At 67.4% G+C, this 17687-nt stretch carries 12 protein-coding genes; 1 reads left to right on the top strand and 11 read right to left on the bottom strand.

Annotated features, from left to right (window positions below):
* Nucleotides 1-48 precede the first annotated feature (48 nt).
* From mmsB to ACZ54P_RS30765, 11 genes are all read right to left on the bottom strand, one after another.
* Nucleotides 49-1296, bottom strand: coding sequence for a multiple monosaccharide ABC transporter permease (gene mmsB / locus ACZ54P_RS30815; RefSeq protein ID WP_465465099.1), 1248 nt, complete (start codon nt 1294-1296; stop codon nt 49-51).
* 4 nt (nt 1297-1300) lie between these two features.
* On the bottom strand, nt 1301-2824 hold the full coding sequence (gene mmsA, locus ACZ54P_RS30810) for a multiple monosaccharide ABC transporter ATP-binding protein (protein ID WP_465465098.1): 1524 nt from the start codon (nt 2822-2824) through the stop codon (nt 1301-1303).
* Nucleotides 2825-2829: 5 nt separating this feature from the next.
* Nucleotides 2830-3960, bottom strand: a complete 1131-nt coding sequence (chvE, locus tag ACZ54P_RS30805; protein ID WP_465465097.1) for a multiple monosaccharide ABC transporter substrate-binding protein — start codon at nt 3958-3960, stop codon at nt 2830-2832.
* 26 nt (nt 3961-3986) lie between these two features.
* Nucleotides 3987-5492 (bottom strand): L-arabinose isomerase, encoded by a 1506-nt coding sequence (araA, locus tag ACZ54P_RS30800; RefSeq protein WP_465465096.1) that lies wholly within the window; start codon nt 5490-5492, stop codon nt 3987-3989.
* Nucleotides 5489-6175 carry an L-ribulose-5-phosphate 4-epimerase gene (locus tag ACZ54P_RS30795; protein ID WP_465465095.1) on the bottom strand — a complete coding sequence of 229 codons (687 nt, stop codon included), beginning with the start codon at nt 6173-6175 and terminating at the stop codon, nt 5489-5491. The genes araA and ACZ54P_RS30795 overlap by 4 nt, the downstream gene beginning before the upstream one ends.
* The gene (gene araB, locus ACZ54P_RS30790) at nt 6172-7854 is read right to left on the bottom strand and encodes a ribulokinase (protein ID WP_465465094.1); all 1683 of its coding nucleotides are present in this window, start codon (nt 7852-7854) and stop codon (nt 6172-6174) included. Before araB ends, ACZ54P_RS30795 begins: the two co-directional genes overlap by 4 nt.
* A 68-nt stretch (nt 7855-7922) precedes the next feature.
* Nucleotides 7923-8909, bottom strand: a complete 987-nt coding sequence (gene yjfF / locus ACZ54P_RS30785; RefSeq protein WP_465465093.1) for a galactofuranose ABC transporter, permease protein YjfF — start codon at nt 8907-8909, stop codon at nt 7923-7925.
* Entirely contained in the window at nt 8906-9952 is a 1047-nt protein-coding gene (locus ACZ54P_RS30780; RefSeq protein WP_465465092.1) for an ABC transporter permease, read from the bottom strand. The genes yjfF and ACZ54P_RS30780 overlap by 4 nt, the downstream gene beginning before the upstream one ends.
* Nucleotides 9949-11469, bottom strand: coding sequence for a sugar ABC transporter ATP-binding protein (locus tag ACZ54P_RS30775; RefSeq protein ID WP_465465091.1), 1521 nt, complete (start codon nt 11467-11469; stop codon nt 9949-9951). Before ACZ54P_RS30775 ends, ACZ54P_RS30780 begins: the two co-directional genes overlap by 4 nt.
* A gap of 35 nt (nt 11470-11504) precedes the next feature.
* Nucleotides 11505-12506: an ABC transporter substrate-binding protein gene (locus ACZ54P_RS30770; RefSeq protein ID WP_465465090.1), complete on the bottom strand. Its 1002-nt coding sequence runs from the start codon at nt 12504-12506 to the stop codon at nt 11505-11507.
* A 55-nt stretch (nt 12507-12561) separates the two neighbouring features.
* Nucleotides 12562-13596 (bottom strand): LacI family DNA-binding transcriptional regulator, encoded by a 1035-nt coding sequence (locus tag ACZ54P_RS30765; RefSeq protein WP_465465089.1) that lies wholly within the window; start codon nt 13594-13596, stop codon nt 12562-12564.
* 754 nt (nt 13597-14350) lie between these two features.
* Between ACZ54P_RS30765 and ACZ54P_RS30760 the strand changes: the two genes are divergently transcribed.
* Complete coding sequence (locus tag ACZ54P_RS30760) at nt 14351-17470, top strand: family 43 glycosylhydrolase (protein WP_465465088.1); 3120 nt, start codon at nt 14351-14353, stop codon at nt 17468-17470.
* The last annotated feature ends 217 nt before the right edge of the window (nt 17471-17687 follow it).

Raw genomic sequence — 17687 nt, 5'->3', positions numbered from 1 at the left:
GTCGTGAGTGGCGTTTCGGGTTCTCACCCGAAACGCCACTCACGACCGTCAGGCGGCGGTCCGGGCCCGCCGTTTGGTCCAGATGTCGTAGGCGACGGCGGCGAGCAGCACGAACCCCTTGACCAGGTTCACGCTCTCGGTCGGCGCGCCGATGAGGGACATCCCGTTGTTGATGACGCCCATGATCAAGCCGCCGGTGATCGCGCCGACCACCTTGCCGACCCCGCCCTGTACGGCGGCACCGCCGATGAAGGCCGCGGCGATGGCGTCGAGTTCGAACATGTTGCCCGCGGTCGGACCGGCCTGGTTGAGCCGTCCGGCGACGATGATGCCAGCCAGCGCGGACAGCACGCCCATGTTGACGAAGATCCAGAACGTGACCGCTTTGACCTTCACCCCGGACAGCGTCGCCGCCTGGACGTTCCCGCCGATGGCGTAGATGTGGCGGCCGAACACCGCCCGCGTCGTCACCAGCGAATACCCGATCACCAGTACCGACAGCAGGATCAGCACCCACGGCAGGTTCTTGTACCGGGCCAGCTGGACCACCACGAACAGCACGACGGCGGCCGCGGCGACCATCTTCAGCAGGAACATCGGCAACGGGTCGACCTCTTGGAGGTAGTTGATCCGCGCCGTGCGCTTACGCCACTGCGAGAAGACCGCGCCCGCGATCGCCAGCACGCCGACGAGGAGGCTCACCAGGTCGGCACCGCCGAGCGGGCCGAGCCCGATGTTGCCGAGATAGCCGCCGGTGAACCCGTTCGCCAGTGTCCGCACCTCGTCGGGAAACGGGCCGATCCCCTGGTTACCCAGGACGGTCAGGGTCAGGGCGCGGAAGATCAGCATGCCGGCCAGCGTCACGATGAACGCTGGAATGCCGAAGTAGGCGACCCAATATCCTTGCCAGGCGCCGATCACCGCGCCGACGAGCAGCGTGATGAGCAGCGCCAACGGCCACGACATGCCGAGGTTCACCATCAGCACGGCCGAAATCGCGCCGGTCAGCGCCACCACCGAACCGACCGACAGATCGATGTGCCCGGCGATGATGATCAGGATCATGCCGATCGCGAGCACCAGCACGTAAGTGTTCTGCACGATCAGGTTCGAGATGTTCTGCGGTTCCAGCAGCGCGCCGCCGGTGAGGATCGAGAACAGCACGACGATCAGGGCGAACGCGACGTAGATACCGCTTTGGCGCGGGTTGAACGAGATTCGCCTCGGCGCTTTGGCCGGAGCGTCGTCGTTCCGTTCCGGGGCACCGCTGACGGTGCCGGCGGAGACGGTACTCATGGTGTTACTCCTGTTCCCTGGTCATGGCACGCATCAGGACCTCCTGGGTCGCCTCTTCCCGGCCGACCTCACCGGTGATCCGCCCGGCCGACAACGCGTAGATCCGGTCGCACAGACCGATCAGCTCCGGCAGCTCGGAGGAGATGACCAGCACGGCCTTCCCCTCGTCGGCCAGCCGGTTGATGATCGTGTAGATCTCGTACTTCGCGCCGACGTCGATTCCCCGCGTCGGCTCGTCGAGGATCAGCACGTCCGGATCGGTGAGGATCCACTTGGACAGCACGACCTTCTGCTGGTTGCCGCCGGACAGCGTGCCCGTCACGCTCTGCACGTTCGGGGCCTTGATGTTCATGCTCTTGCGGAAGCCTTCCGCGACCCGGTGTTCCTCGTTCCAGTCCACCCAGCCGCGACGCGCGATCTTGCCGAGCGCGGCTCCGGAGACGTTGCGCTGGATGTCCTCGATGAGGTTCAGCCCGTAGCGCTTGCGGTCCTCGGTGGCGTAGGCGATCCCGTGTTCGATGGCCTCGCCGACGGTCCGCGCTTCGATCTCCTTGCCGTCCTTGACCAGCCGGCCGGAGATGTCCTTGCCGTACGAGCGCCCGAACACGCTCATCGCGAGTTCCGTCCGGCCGGCGCCCATGAGTCCCGCGAGGCCGACGATCTCGCCACGGCGCAACGTCAGGTTCGCACCGGAGACCACCACCCGGCCACGCTGGGTGGGGCTGTGCACGGTCCAGTCCTCGATCCGGAGCACTTCGTCGCCGATCCGCGGTTCCCTTGGCGGGAAACGGTTCTCCAGTTTCCGGCCGACCATTCCGGCGATGATCCGGTCTTCGGTCACGCTGGCCGCGTCGAGTGTCTCGATCGTCCTGCCGTCGCGCAGGATGGTGATCGAGTCGGCGATCGCGGCGATCTCGTTGAGCTTGTGCGAGATCATGACGCAGGTGACGCCGTCGTCACGCAGTCCTCGCAGCAGCTCGAGCAGATGTGCCGAGTCGTCGTCGTTGAGCGCGGCCGTCGGCTCGTCGAGGATGAGGAGCTTGACCTTTTTGGACAGTGCCTTGGCGATCTCGACCAGTTGCTGTTTGCCGACACCGATGTCGAGCACCGGCGTCACCGGGTTCTCCCGCAGGCCGACCCGCTTCATCAGCTCGCCGGCCTCGTGGTTGGTCCGGTTCCAGTCGATCAGGCCACCGCGCGCCTTCTCGTTGCCGAGGAAGATGTTCTCCGCGATCGACAGCTGCTGGCAGAGGGCGAGTTCCTGATGGATGATCACGATGCCGCGGCGTTCGCTGTCGCGGATCGCGGAGAACGCGCACGGCTCGCCGTCGAAGACGATCTCGCCTTCGTACGAGCCGTGCGCGTACACGCCCGAGAGCACCTTCATCAGCGTGGACTTGCCGGCGCCGTTCTCACCGCAGATCGCGTGGATCTCACCCCGCCGCACCGACAGGTTCACGTCCTGCAGTGCCTTGACCCCGGGGAAGGTTTTGGTGATCCCCCGCATCCGAAGGATTTCGTCGGTCACTTCCACTACCTCAGCTGTTCCGCTTTGTAGTAGCCCGAGTCGATGAGTTCCTTCTGGTAGTTGCCCTTGTTGAGGATCACCGACTCCAGCAGGAACGCCGGGACGACCTTCTGGCCGTTGTTGTAGTCCTTGGTGTTGTTGACCTCGGCCTTGCCGCCCTTGAGCACCGCGTCGGCCATCTTGACCGTGGTGTCGGCGAGCTTGCGAGTGTCCTTGAAGATCGTCGAGTACTGCTCGTCGGCGATGATGGACTTCACCGACGCGACCTCGGCGTCCTGCCCGGTGACGACCGGATACGGCTGCCCCGGCGTGCCGTAGCCGTTGCTCTTGAGCGCCGAGAGGATGCCGATGGAGAGCCCGTCGTACGGCGAGAGCACGCCCTGCACCTTGTCGCCCGAGCTGTAGGTCTTGGTCAGCAGGTCTTCCATGCGCCGCTGCGCGGTCGCCGCCTGCCAGCGCAGGATCGCCGCGACGTTGAACGCGGTCTGGCCGCTCTTGACGACCAGCGTGCCGTTGTCCAGGTAGGGCTTCAGAACCGACATGGCGCCGTTGAAGAAGAACGTCGCGTTGTTGTCGTCCGGCGAACCGGCGAACAGCTCGATGTTGAACGGGCCCTTGCCCTCGCCGGGGGAACCGTCCTCCTTGAGCACCTTCAGCCCGGTGAGCAACGACGTCGCCTGCTGCACGCCGACCTTGAAGTTGTCGAAGGTCGCGTAGTAGTCGACGTTCGGGGTGTTGCGGATCAACCGGTCGTAGGCGATGACCGGGATCTTCTTGTCCGCGGCCTCCTGCAGCTGCGTGGTGATCGCGGTGCCGTCGATCGAGGCGATCACGAGCAGCTTCGCGCCCTTGGTGATCTGGTTCTCGATCTGGTTGACCTGGGTGGGGATGTCGTCCTCCGCGTACTGCAGGTCGACCTGGTAACCCAGCTTCTCCAGTGCCGCCTTGATGTTGTCGCCGTCGTGGATCCAGCGCTCCGACGATTTGGTCGGCATGGTGACGCCGACGAGACCACCCGCGGCACCCGCGCCCGCCGCCGGCTGCTGCTCTCCCGTCTTGGTACTCGAACCGCAGGCGGTCAGCGCCGCTCCGACGCCGATCGCCATGGCCAACGTGGCCAGTTTCGTGAACTTCATTGTTCCTTCTCTCCGGTGGGGACCGTTCAGAAACCTTGTGCGAGCCGGTAGTACGCCTGGTTCCAGCGCATCCGGTCCGCGATCGACTCCGGTGTCGTCGTCCGATCGATGACCAGCAGTTCGACGTCGAGCATGGTGGCCAGATCGCGGATCGATTCCGCGCCGACCGCCTGGGTGAGCACCGTGTGGTGCGGCCCGCCCGCGGTGATCCAGGCCTCCGCGGACGTCGCGAGCGACGGCGCCGGCTTCCACACCGCGCGAGCGACCGGCAGGTTCGGCAGCGGTTCGTCCGGTGCGACGACCTCGACCTCGTTGGCCACCAGGCGGAACCGGTCGCCGAGGTCGGCCATGCCGATCACCACGGCGTCACCGGGAGCGGCGTCGAACACCAGCCGGACCGGGTCTTCGCGGCCGCCGATGCCGAGCGGGTGGATCTCGCACGACGGACGGGCGGCGGCGATGCTCGGGCAGACCTCGAGCATGTGCGCGCCGAGGATCTTCGGTTCGCCAGGGCCGAAGTGGTAGGTGTAGTCCTCCATGAAGGACGTTCCGAGCGCGGAATCGCGGCCCATCGCCTTCACGGCGGTCAGCAGCGCGGACGTCTTCCAGTCGCCCTCGCCGCCGAAGCCGTACCCGTCGGCCATGAGGCGCTGCACGGCGAGGCCGGGGAGCTGGCGCAGCCCGCCGAGGTCCTCGAAGTTCGTGGTGAACGCGCCGAAACCACCGTTGGTGAGGAAAGTACGCAAGCCGTGTTCGATGCGGGCCGCGTAGCGCAGGGATTCGTGCCGCTCCGCGCCCTTCGCCAGCTCCGGCACGAGCGCGTACGAGTCGGCGTACTCCTCCACCAGCTTGTCGACCTCGGCGTCCGGCACCGCGTCGACCAGGGCGACGAGTTCGTTGACGCCGTAGGTGTTCACGGAAACGCCGAGCTTGAGTTCCGCCTCGACCTTGTCCCCGTCGGTAACCGCGACGTCGCGCATGTTGTCACCGAAGCGCGCGAGCTTGAGCGAGCCGAGGGTCTGGCGTCCGATGGCCGCCCGGACCCACGCGTCGATCCGCTTCACCACCGCCGGATCCGCCGCGTGCCCCGCGATGGTCTTGCGCGGCACGCCGAGGCGGGTCTGGATGTAGCCGAACTCACGGTCGCCGTGCGCGGCCTGGTTCAGGTTCATGAAGTCCATGTCGATGGACTGCCACGGCAGCGCCTCGTTGAGCTGGGTGTGCAGATGCAGCAACGGCTTCCGCAGCGCGTCCAGCCCGGTGATCCACATCTTGGCCGGCGAGAACGTGTGCATCCAGGCGATCACGCCGACACAGGCGTCGTCCGCGTTCGCGTCGAGCATCACCCGCCGGATCGCCGACGGCTCGGTGAGCACCGGCTTCGCGACGATCTCGGCCGAGATCCGGCCGGCGTCGGCCAGCATCCGCTGGATCTGCAACGACTGGCCCGCGACCTGCTCCAGGGTCTCTTCGCCGTAGAGCGCCTGGCTCCCGGTGAGGAACCAGACCTCGGTCTTCCGCTGTGTGCTCACTTCTCTCCCTGCTGGCCGTAGACGTTCTGGTAGCGCGCGTAGAGCCGGTCGATGTCCTCTTCGGACAGTGGCTCCGGTTTCCCGAGCGCGGAGGCGATGTGGACGGTCCTGGCGACGTCTTCGACCATCACCGCGGCCTTGACCGCGTCCTTGGCGGTCCGGCCGACGGTGAACGGTCCGTGGTTGCGCATCAGGACCGCGGGCGACCGGCTGGACCGGAGCGTCTCGACGATCCCCCGGCCGATCGAGTCGTCCCCGATCAGCGCGAACGGCCCGACCGGGATCTCTCCGCCGAACTCGTCGGCGATCATCGTGAGCACACACGGGATCGGCTCCCCGCGCGCCGCCCAGGCGGTGGCGTAGGTCGAATGCGTGTGGACGACGCCGCCGACCTCCGGCATGTGCCGGTAGACGTAGGCGTGCGCGGCGGTGTCCGACGACGGCGCGAGGTCACCGTGGACGACCTCGCCGTACAGGTCGGTGACGACCATCGTCTCGGCGCTCAGCGTGTCGTAGGAGACACCGGACGGCTTGATCACCATCAGGTCGTGGCCGGGGACTCGCGCCGACACGTTGCCCGCCGTCCAGATGACCAGTTCGTACCTGGTCAGTTCGCTGTGCAGCCGGGCGACGGTGCCGCGCAGTTCCTCGAAGGTGTCCGTGATCTCGGCGGCCAGGCTCATCGTTGCGGTCCTTTCCGGGCGGACGCGATCGCGCGACGGCGGGCGGCGAGGCGGTGCATGACGTCGTTGGTGCCGCGGCCGAAGTAGTCGTGCAGCGCGGCGTACTCGGTGTAGAGGTCGTCGTAGGCCTTGACGTTCTCGGCGATCGGCCGGTAGACGGCGCGGCGGACCGAACCCATCTCGGCCGCCGCGGCGGGGACGTCCGGATGCGCACCCGCGGCGACGGCGGCGTGGATCGCCGAGCCCAGCGCGGGACTCTGCGCGGACCCCGCCACCGAGAGCGGCAGGTTCGTGACGTCGGCGTAGATCTGCATCAGCAGCGGGTTCTTGACCAGGCCGCCGGCCACGATCAGTTCCGTGACGGGGACACCCGCGCGTTCGAAGGTCTCGATGATGGTCCTGGTGCCGAACGCGGTGGCTTCCAGAAGTGCCCGGTAGGTGTCTTCGGCGCGAGTCGCCAGTGTCTGCCCGACGATCACGCCGGAGAGTTCGTGATCGACCAGCACCGAGCGGTTCCCGCTGTGCCAGTCCAGGGCGACGAGGCCGTGCTCACCGATCTCCTGCGTCGCGGCGAGCCGGGTGAGCAGCTCGTGTACGGAGACGCCCGCTTCCTGCGCGTCGTACACATAGGACGCCGGGACACCGTGTTCGACGAACCAGCCGAAGATGTCGCCGACCCCGCTCTGGCCCGCCTCGTAGCCCCACTGCCCGGAGATGATCCCGCCTTCGACGACGCCGCACATGCCCGGCACCTCGCGCAGTTCGGCGCCGTTCATCACGTGACACGTCGACGTGCCCATGATCGCGACCATCTGCCCCGGCCCGACCGCTTGGACGGCGGGTGCGGTGACGTGCGCGTCCACGTTCCCGACGGCGACCGCGATCCCTTCGCGCAACCCGGTCCACTCGGCGGCCTGCGCGCTGAGCGTGCCGGCCTTGTCGCCCAGCGAACCCAGCGGATGAGCGAGCTTTTCGTCCACAAAGGACCCGAAGCCCGGTGCCAGCGCTTCGAGGAAGCCGACGCCCGGGTACCGGCCGTCCTGGAGGATCCCCTTGTACCCGGCAGTGCAGGCGTTGCGCACGTAAGTACCGGTGAGCTGCCAGACGATCCAGTCGGCCAGTTCTACCCAGTGCCGCATCCGGGCGTAGACCTCGGGCGCCTCTTCGAAGATTTCCAGGGCCTTGGCGAACTCCCACTCCGAGGAGATCAGCCCGCCGTAGCGCGGCAGCCAGGACTCGCCGCGCTCGCGGGCCAGCGCGTTGATCCGGTCCGCCTGCGGCTGCGCGGAATGGTGCCGCCACAGCTTCACGTAGGCGTGCGGTTCGCCGGCGAAGTCCGGCAGTTCGCACAGCGGTGTGCCGTCGGCCGTGGTCGGCACCATGGTGCACGCGGTGAAGTCGGTCCCGATGCCGATGACGTCGGCCGGATCCACTCCGGCGGCCCGGACGGCCTCCGGCACGGCGGTGCGGAGGACGTCGACGTAATCCGACGGCACCTGCAACGCCCAGTCCGGCGGCAGGCCCTGGCCGGTCTCCGGCAGGATCCGGTCGATCACGCCGTGGCGGTACTCCGAAACCGCGCTGCCCAGTTCCGCGCCGTCACGGACCCGGACCACCACGGCCCGGCCGGACAGCGTCCCGAAGTCGACGCCGACGACCAGCGGTTCCCCTGTACTCACTTCTTCTCCCGCAATGTTAGCGTTCACATTCTTGATCGTTGGCCACCGCGGAGAGCGGTGGCGCGGCTTTATGTCGCCCGCCTCCCGGCGAGCCGTTGCAGGACGATGAAGGCGAACAGCAGCGCTCCCGTGATGATCGAAGTCCACCAGGAGTTGAGCGTGCCGTCGAAGGTGATCAGCGTCTGGATGATGCCCAGCACCATGATCCCGAGCACCGTGCCGAGGACGTAGCCGGAGCCACCGGTGAGCAGCGTGCCGCCGATGACGACCGCCGCGATCGCGGTCAGCTCCAGCCCCACCCCGTTCAGCGGGTCACCGGAGGACTTGTACAGCACCAGCAGCAGCCCGCCGAGCGCCGAGCAGAACCCGCTGAGCGTGTACACCGCGATCCTCGTGCGGCCCACGTTCAGGCCCATCAGCAGCGCGGACTTCGGGTTGCCGCCGATGGCGTACACCGTCCGGCCGAACCGCGTTCCATAGAGGACGTACGCCGCGACGGCGACCACCACGAGTGCGACGACCACGCCGATCGAGATGTGCAGTTCCGGACCGAGCGGGATCTGCGTCTGCGCCAGGCTCGCGACCGTGGGATCGTCGATCGAATACGCCTGGGTGCTGATCGTGTAGCAGAGCCCCCTGGCGAAGAACATCCCGATCAAGGTCGCGATGAACGGCTGGATCTCGAAGACGTGGACCAGCACGCCCATCCCGAAACCGAGCGCCGCGCCGATCACCAGTACCGCCGGGATCACCGCGTACACCGGCCAGGACTGGTTCTGCAGCAGGTCGGCGGAGACCACTGTGGACAGTGCGACCACCGAACCGACGGACAGGTCGATCCCGCCGGTGAGGATCACGAACGTCATCCCGACCGCGACCACCAGCAGGAAAGCGTTGTTGATGAACAGGTCGAGCACGACCTGGCCGGATCCGAACGCCGTGTAGCTGGAGGCGCCGTAGACGTACGCGCCGATGAGCATCGCCATCGTCGCCAGGATCGGGAGGTGCCGCCGCTGGGGCCGGTAACCCTTGACACGGGTCAGCATGGTGGTCATACCCCGGCCTCCACCTTCTCCGGCGCGACGATGGGTGACGGTGGCGGCGTTTTCCGCCGCCTGCCGAACTTCCTGCGGAACACCGGCGACTGCAGCAGGCAGACCACCAGCACGACCAGCGCCTTGAACAGCATGATCGCCTGCGGCGCGATGCCGAGCGCGTAGACCGTGGTGGTCAGCGTCTGGATGAGCAGCGCGCCGATCACCGATCCGGTGAGCGAGAACCGGCCGCCGGTCAGCTGTGTACCGCCGATGACGATGGCGAGGATCGCGTCGAGCTCGATGAACTGCCCGGCGTTGTTGCCGTCGGCGCTGTGCACGTTCGCGCTGATCATCAGCCCGGCGATCCCGGCGCAGAGGGCGCAGAAGACGTAGGTGAGCCAGATCAGCCGGGCCGACCGCAGGCCGGCGAGCCTGCCGGCCTCCGGGTTTCCGCCGACGGACTCGACCAGCAGCCCCAGCGCGGACCGCCGCACCAGCACCGCGGCGATGGCGAACACCGCCAGCGCGAGGAGGATCGCGCTCGGCAGGCCGAAGACGAACCCGCTGCCGATCCACTCGTACGGCCGGGCGTTGACGGTGATGATCTGGCCGCCGGTGATCAGCTGCGCGATCCCGCGCCCGGCGACCATGAGGATCAGCGTCGCGATGATCGGCTGGATCCCCAGCACCGCCACCAGCCAGCCGTTCCACGCGCCGAGCGCGACGGCCAGTCCGAGCGCCATCCCGACCGCGGCGAGAGTGCCGCCCAGACTGTTCTGATCGCCCAGACCGCTGATGTGCAGGCAGGCGAGCGCGCCGCTGATCGCGACGACGGCGCCGACGGAGAGGTCGATCCCCCGGGTCGCCACCACCAGGGTCATGCCGATCGCGATGAGGATCAGCGGTGCGCCGTTCTTCAAGATGTCGATCAGGTTTCCGTAGAGATGCCCGTCGCGCAGTTCGAGGGCGAAGAACGACGGCTGCGCGATGAGGTCGCCCAGCAGCAACGCCAGCAGCGCGACCACGGGCCAGAACAACCGATGCCCGGTCAGTGCCTTCATCGGCCGACTCCTTCCGCCATTGTCGCCATGACCCGTTCGGCGGTCAGGGATTCGTTGTCCAGCACCGCGACCACCGCCCGGTCGCGCAACACGGCGACGCGGTGGCTGAGCCGGAGCACTTCTTCGAGTTCGGCCGAGATGAACACCACGGCCATGCCCTCCCCCGAAAGCTGCGTGACGAGCCGCTGGATCTCCGTCTTGGCACCGATGTCGATGCCGCGCGTCGGCTCGTCGAGGATCAGCAGCCGCGGTTCGGTGATGAGCCACCGTGCGAGCAGCACCTTCTGCTGGTTACCGCCGCTGAGGTCGCCGACCTTCGCCTCGGCGTTGGCGGGACGGATGTCGAGCGCCTTGATGTAGCGCTCGGCGATCTCTTCCTGCCTCCGCCGCGAGATCGGCCGCGCCCAGCCACGGGAGGCCTGCAGCGCCAGCACGATGTTCTCGCGCACCGTGAGTTCTTCGACGAGGCCTTCGGTCTTGCGGTTCTCCGAACAGAACGCGATGCGCCGGTCGAGCCCCGAACGCGGGGTCTTCAGCGACACCGGTTCGCCGTTGATCCGGACCGAACCGCTGTCCGCGTGATCGGCGCCGAACAGCAGCCTGGCCAGTTCGGTGCGGCCGGAGCCGAGCAGACCCGCGAGGCCGATGACCTCGCCCTCGCGGATGTCGAGCGAGAACGGCGCTACACCGCCCTTGCGCCCGACGCCGTCCGCTTCGAGGAACACCGGAGCGCCCGCCACCTCGGAGCGGCTGTGGCCCGCGTCCTCGAGGTTTTCGAGAACGGCGAGTTCCTTGCCGATCATCCTGGTGACCAGGTCGACCGGGCTGATCTCCTCGGTGCGGTACTCACCGATGAGCTTTCCGTTGCGCAGCACCGTCATCCGGTCCGCGACGGCGAAGACCTGCTCGATGAAGTGCGAGACGAACAGGATCGCCATCCCCTGCTCCCGCAGCGACCGCACCACGTTCAGCAGCTGCTCGACCTCACCGGCGTCCAAACTGGACGTCGGCTCGTCGAGGATGAGGACGCGGGCGTCGACGTCGAGCGCCCTGGCGATCGCGACCAGCTGCTGCACCGCGATCGAACAGCGGCCCAGTTCCGCCGACACGTCCACTTCGACGTCCAGCCTGGCCAGCAGCGCGGCCGCCCGCCGGCGCATCTCGCGCCAGTCGATGCGGCCGCGCCGCCGCGGCTCCTTGCCGAGGCAGATGTTCTCCGCCACCGACAGGTTTGGGCAGAGGTTCACTTCCTGGTACACGGTGCTGACGCCGGATCGCTGCGCCTCCCCCGGACCACTGAACGCGACCGGATTCCCGGCGAGTTCGATGGTGCCCGCGTCCACCCCGTAGACGCCGGTGAGCACCTTGATCAGGGTGGACTTGCCGGCACCGTTCTCACCCATCAGCGCGTGCACCTCACCGGGGAACATCCGGAAGGAGACGTCGTCGAGGGCGACCACACCGGGGAATTCCTTCCGGATGTGGCTCATCCGCAGAATCGCAGGGGGTTCTGTCATCGCTGACCTTGTTTCGGGGGGACGCGGGCGGGAGATCAGTACTGGCGCTGCGGCAGCGCGGCCTTGGCGGCCGCCTGGTCGAACTCGGTCTCGGCGGTCTCGATGCGCGGCGGCACCTGCTCACCGGCGGCGACCTTCTTGACCAGGTCCATCAGCTGCGGGCCGAGCAGCGGGTTGCATTCGACGACGTGGTTGATCTTGCCGTCGGCCAGTGCCTGCAGCGCGTCACGGACGCCGTCGACCGAGACGATCTTGATGTCCTTGCCCGGCGCCTTCCCGGCGGCCTGGATCGCTTCGATGGCACCGAGCGCCATGTCGTCGTTGTGCGCGTACAGCACGTCGATCTTGGGCTGGGACTTCAGGAAGGCCTCCATGACCTCCTTGCCCTTGGCGCGGGTGAACTCACCGGTCTGCGACGCGACGACCTTGAACTTGGGGTTCGACGCGATGACGTCGGCGAAGCCCTTCTTGCGGTCGTTCGCCGGCGCGGAGCCGGTGGTGCCCTGGAGCTCGACGATGTTCACGTCGCCGGCGGCCGAGCCGAACTCCTTGGCCAGCCACTCGCCCGCTTTCTTGCCCTCGGCGACGAAGTCCGACCCGAGGAAGGTCTTGTAGAGCGTCTTGTCTTGGGAGTCGACGGCCCGGTCGGTCAGGATCACCGGGATGTTCGCCGTCTTCGCCTCCTTCAGCACGGTGTCCCAGCCCGACTCGACGACCGGTGAGAAGGCGATCACCTTGACCTTCTGCTGGATGTAGGACCGGATCGCGGTGATCTGGTTCTCCTGCTTCTGCTGCGCGTCGGAGAACTTCAGCTCGATCCCGGCCGCCTTCGCGGAGTCCTGGATCGACTTGGTGTTCGCGGTCCGCCAGCCGCTTTCCGCGCCCACCTGGGCGAACCCGAGGGTGATGGCGCCGCCGTCACCCGTTCCACCGCCGCCACCGCCGCAAGCGGTGAGCACGAGCATCCCGGCCACGCCTGCCACGATCGCCGTCCACGGTTTTCTTGCCACATCGACTCCTAGATCCGCACTGATCATTTGAGTTAGCGCTAACAGTTGAGGGTGAAGCCACGGGCGGGAACCGCCACCGGCACTACGAGATGCCGGTGCTTTCCCGCACGATCAATTCGGGGGACACCAGGTCACGCGCCCGTTCTTCGCCGCCGTTCATCCGGCGGCGGAGCAGGTCGAACGTGCGCCTGCCGACTTCGACGAAGTCCTGCCGCACCGTCGTCAGCGGCGGTGTGTAATAGGCCGCCTCCGGCACGTCGTCGAAACCGACGATCCGCACCTCGCCCGGCACGTTCACCCCGGCTTCGGTGCAGGCGCGGAGAAAGCCGAGTGCCATCTGGTCGTTGGCCACGAACACCGCGTCCAGTCCCTTTTCGCCGACGAGGGATCGCCCCGCCGCGTATCCGGAACGCGCACTCCAGTCACCCCGCACGACGGGCGGGATCCGCGCGCCGTGCCGCTGCAGGGTCTCCCGCCAGCCACGCTCGCGGTCGAGTGCCTCCAGCCAGTCTTCCGGTCCGGCCACATGCCAGACGGTCTCGTGCCCCAGCCCGAGCAGATGTTCGGTCGCCCGGCGGGCGCCGTCGTACTGGTCGACCGAGATGACCGGTACCGGCGCGTCCTTCCCGCCGCCGACCGCGACGAGCGGCACGTCACTGGGCGCCGCTTCGAGTGCGCGCCCGGCGGTGACGTGCGGGGCGATGACGACGATGCCTTCGACAGCCTGGCGCCGCAGCCGCTCCACCGCGTCGGTGATGGATGACCGACCGGGACGGCTGATGCTGGTTATGGTCGTCGCGTAGCCGGCTTCGCGGGCGGCGTGTTCGATTCCGCTCAACGTGCTCGCCGGACCGTAGAGGTTGGCCTCCAACGCGACCACGCCGAGCGTGCCCGAGCGGCCGGTGACCAGTGCGCGGGCGACCGAGTTCGGCCTATAGTCCAGTTGCTCGATCGCGGCGTTGACCCGGACGCGGGTCTCGGCGCGGACCGGGCCGGTGCCATTGATGACCCGGGAGACCGTCATATGCGAAACCCCCGCGAGCGCAGCGACGTCGGTAAGGCTCGCTTGCTTGCCCGCGGGCACCTTGCTCTCCTCGCCGACGGTGTCGCGTGCCATCGCCTGTCTCCTATCGCAGCCCTCGCCGGGTGACGAGTGTCGCAAGTGTTAGCGATAACACGGACAGGGTCAAGAGGACTTTCAGTCACAGTCGGATCACGAGCCGGGCCGCCGGACTCGACGGCTCCGGTTCGCGCCGCGGCCTGAAGATCACCTGACTGAGCGCACTGTGCCGGGGTGGTCGTGGGTTGTGGCTTTGGGTTGGAACCCAACCCGCCCCTCCCACCACCCGTGCCCACACCCCCACCTCGAACCTCGAGCGTGGAAGGGGGGGCGTGGTCGCTGCGTGGGTCGGGGGTGGCGATTCGGGTTAGAACCCGAATCGCCACTCACGACCACCTGTACCGACGCCACACCTCCGCTCACGCCGGCTTCACGCGATGAGTCACCGCGCCGAGCAGGGAGCGAGATCCGCCGGGAAACGCGATGGACACCTGCTCTTCGAGACATACCGCTCTCCATTGTCGAGTGAATAGGGAAATAAATGCGGCAATGAATCGGCGATCGCCGACTTCACCGGCGCGTATCGCGACCTCGTCACTACGGCTTCGTCCAGAGAACCGACCGGAAAAAGAAAAGAGAAATCTCATTGAACCGAACCGTTCTCCGGCACGTATCCAACAAGGAAGGGAAGGCCGATCGAGCGGGCCGCACACTTGACCGAAACGGAGCGCCGTTCTAGCGTCAGCATGCAGAACAGACTGTTAACGCTAACAGTTTCATCGGTCAAGGAAGCCCGAGGGAGCCCTCCACGATGATCTCCTCGCGTCCACGCCGTTCCGGCGTCCTCTTCGCGACGGTGGCCCTACTGATCGCGAGCGTCGGAACGGCCTCGGCCGCCTCGGCGACTTCGAGCGGCACCACCGACCTCGCCAAGGCACGGGAAGTGGCGGACACGCTCACGGTTCCCGGCATCGACGATGTCCGCGGGAACCTCACCCTACCCGGCAGCGGACAGGGCGGCGCCACGATCCGCTGGCAGTCCTCGAATCCCGCGGTGATCACGCCGACCGGCGAGGTCGCCAGGCCGGACGCGGGCACCACGACGGTCACGCTCACGGCGACCGTCGCCAGCGGACGGGACACGGCGACCCGGCGGTTCACCGCGAAAGTGCCGCCGAAACCGGCCCCGCAACCGCTCAAGGGCTACAGCTTCTTCTACTTCACCGGGGAAGGCACTCCGGACGGCGAGCAGATCTACACCGCCGCCAGCAAGGGCAACGACCCGCTGAACTGGACCGAACTCAACAACGGCAAGCCGGTACTGAGGTCGAGCCTCGGCGAACTGGGCGTCCGCGACCCGTTCATCCTCCGCTCCCCCGACGGTGACAAGTTCTACCTCCTCGCCACCGATCTCAAGATTCACGGCGGTCGCGGCTGGGACGCCGCGCAGCGCACCGGCAGCCGCTCGATCATGGTGTGGGAATCCACCGACCTGGTGACCTGGTCCCGCCAGCGCAGCGTCCAGGTCTCCCCTCCGACGGCGGGCAACACGTGGGCGCCGGAGGCGTTCTGGGACGCCAAGCGCGGGAGCTACGTCGTCTACTGGGCCTCGAAGCTCTACGCGGAGAACGACCCCGCGCACACCGGCGACAGCTACAACCGGATGCTCTACGCGACGACACGTGACTTCGTGACCTTCAGTCAGCCGAAGGTGTGGATCGACCCGGGATACTCGGTCATCGACTCCACGGTCATCCAGGACAAGGGCACGTACTACCGGTTCACCAAGGACGAACGCAATCCGACGTCGTCCTCGCCGTGCAGCAAGTACATCACCGCGGAGAAGTCGACCGATCTGCTCGACCCGTCCTACGACTTCGTCGCCGATTGCATCGGCAAGGGGAACCCGGGGCTGGACCGCGGCGAGGGGCCGACCGGCTTCAAGTCGAACACCGAGAACAAGTGGTACCTGTTCATCGACGAGTACGGCGGCCGCGGCTACGTCCCCTTCGAAACCACGGATCTCGCGTCCGGCAAGTGGACGATGTCGGCGGGTGCCAAGCTGCCGTCGTCGCCCCGGCACGGCACCGTTCTCCCGGTCACCCAGGCCGAACTCGACAGGCTGACCGCGCCTCCAGCGCCGGCGAAGGCCGACCGGAACGGTCTCGTCGCGCACTGGCCGCTCAACGGCAAGACCGGCACGACCGCCGCCGACAGCACCGGTCACGGCTACGACGGCGCGCTCGCGGGTGACGTCAAATGGGCGGACGGCGCACTGCAGTTCGGCGGCACGACCGGTCATGTGCAGTTGCCGAACAACCTGCTCAACGGCGCGGCGTCGGCCACCGTGTCCGCCGACGTCTTCGTCGCCCCGGAGCAGCAGGCTCCCTATTTCCTCTACGGTTTCGGCAACACCGGGTCGTCCGGCGCCGGGGACGGATACCTCTTCACCACCGGCGGGACCGATGGCGGCGGCTTCCGGGGCGCGATAGCGACCGGGAACTGGACCACCGAACAGGCGGCCGCGGCGAGCGGCGGACTACCGCGCGGAGTGTGGAAGAACGTCACGCTCACCGTCGGCGGAGGCAGCGCCGTACTGTACTCCGACGGCGTCGAGGTGGCGCGCAACGACAAGGTCACCATCAAACCGTCCGACCTCGGCGGCGGTGTCACCGCGGCAAACTACCTCGGCCGCTCGGTCTACTCGGCGGACAAGACGTTCAAGGGCAGGATGAAGGACGTCCGCCTCTACAACCGGGCCCTTTCCGGGGCCGAGGTCGCGGGGCTGCCCTCGAACAGCACGCTGATCCGCTCGGTCGAACTCGACGCGCTGAAGGTGCCGGCGATCGTCGACGCGGGCAGCGGCAAGGTCGTGCTGCCGGTGCGGCCCGGCACCGACCTGCGCCGGCTCAGCCCGCGCTTCGTTCTCGCGCCCGGGGCGAAGATCGCTCCGGGTGACGGCCGCCCGGTCGACCTCAGCCGTCCGAAGAAGTACACGGTCGTCGCGCCGGGCGGGCAGACGCGGGTCTGGACCGTCGAAGCCAGGGAAATGCGCGGCCCCACGCTTCCCGGCTTGAACGCGGATCCGAACATCGTCGTCTTCGGCGACACCTACTATCTCTACCCCACCACCGACGGCTTCGACGGCTGGAGCGGCACGACGTTCTCGGTGTGGTCCTCGAAGAACCTCGTCGACTGGACGAACCACGGCGTCGCACTCGACCTCGGACCCGGCGTGAGCTGGGCGGACAAGAACGCCTGGGCACCGACGATCGCCGAGCGGAAGGGCAAGTACTACTTCTACTTCTGCGCCGAGGCCAAGATCGGCGTCGCCGTCAGTGATTCGCCGACCGGCCCCTTCGTCGACACCGGCAAGCCGCTCATCGCGAAGAACCCGGGCGGCGGTCAGGCGATCGACCCTGCGGTCTTCCTCGACCGATCGGGTAAACCGTACCTGTACTGGGGCAACGGCGAGGCGTACGTCGTGCCGCTGAACGACGACATGGTCTCCTTCGACGAAGGCCGGATCCAGCACATCACCGGACTCGACGATTTCCGCGAGGGGCTGTTCATGGTCGAACGCGACGGCACCTACTACCTGAGCTGGTCCATCGACGACACCCGCAGCGAGAACTACCGCGTCGCGTATGCCACCGCGAGCGGCCCCCTCGGCCCGTTCACCGATCGCGGCCTGATCCTGAGCAAGGACACCTCGCTGGGGATCAAGGGCACCGGGCACAGTTCGATGCTGCGGATACCGGGAACGGACGACTGGTACATCGCCTATCACCGCTTCGCCATCCCCGGCGGTGACGGCATGCACCGGGAGACCGTCATCGACCGGCTGCGGTTCACCCGGGACGGCCGGATCTTGCCGGTCGTGCCGACCCTCGAAGGCGTCGCGCCACGGCCGATACGCCCGGTGTCGTGAGTGATTTGAGTCGTTAGAGCCGACCGTGTTTTAGGTACCTACGGTGGGCGAGTTCGGTAGCGGCCGGTCCGTGAAGGACTCTTGAGGGACTCTACCTTCACCCCCGGAAGGCCCTCAGGAGCCTCAGCAGCACCACCAGCCACAGCGGCGGCGCGTGAAGGCACCTTCCCCAGTGCGTGATGGCCCCCTTCCTTGCGCTAGGCGCAAGGAAGGGGGC

It is taken from the genome of Amycolatopsis sp. NPDC034160 (genome assembly GCF_055575355.1).
This window is presented reverse-complemented; position numbering and strand designations above follow the sequence as displayed.

Coding starts and splice junctions, on each gene's coding strand:
- mmsB (WP_465465099.1), bottom strand. CDS start 1,296: ATGAGTACCGTCTCCGCCGGCACCGTCAGCGGTGCCCCGGAACGGAAC.
- chvE (WP_465465097.1), bottom strand. CDS start 3,960: ATGAAGTTCACGAAACTGGCCACGTTGGCCATGGCGATCGGCGTCGGA.
- ACZ54P_RS30795 (WP_465465095.1), bottom strand. CDS start 6,175: ATGAGCCTGGCCGCCGAGATCACGGACACCTTCGAGGAACTGCGCGGC.
- yjfF (WP_465465093.1), bottom strand. CDS start 8,909: ATGACCACCATGCTGACCCGTGTCAAGGGTTACCGGCCCCAGCGGCGG.
- ACZ54P_RS30780 (WP_465465092.1), bottom strand. CDS start 9,952: ATGAAGGCACTGACCGGGCATCGGTTGTTCTGGCCCGTGGTCGCGCTG.
- ACZ54P_RS30775 (WP_465465091.1), bottom strand. CDS start 11,469: ATGACAGAACCCCCTGCGATTCTGCGGATGAGCCACATCCGGAAGGAA.
- ACZ54P_RS30770 (WP_465465090.1), bottom strand. CDS start 12,506: ATGATCAGTGCGGATCTAGGAGTCGATGTGGCAAGAAAACCGTGGACG.
- ACZ54P_RS30765 (WP_465465089.1), bottom strand. CDS start 13,596: ATGGCACGCGACACCGTCGGCGAGGAGAGCAAGGTGCCCGCGGGCAAG.
- ACZ54P_RS30760 (WP_465465088.1), top strand. CDS start 14,351: ATGATCTCCTCGCGTCCACGCCGTTCCGGCGTCCTCTTCGCGACGGTG.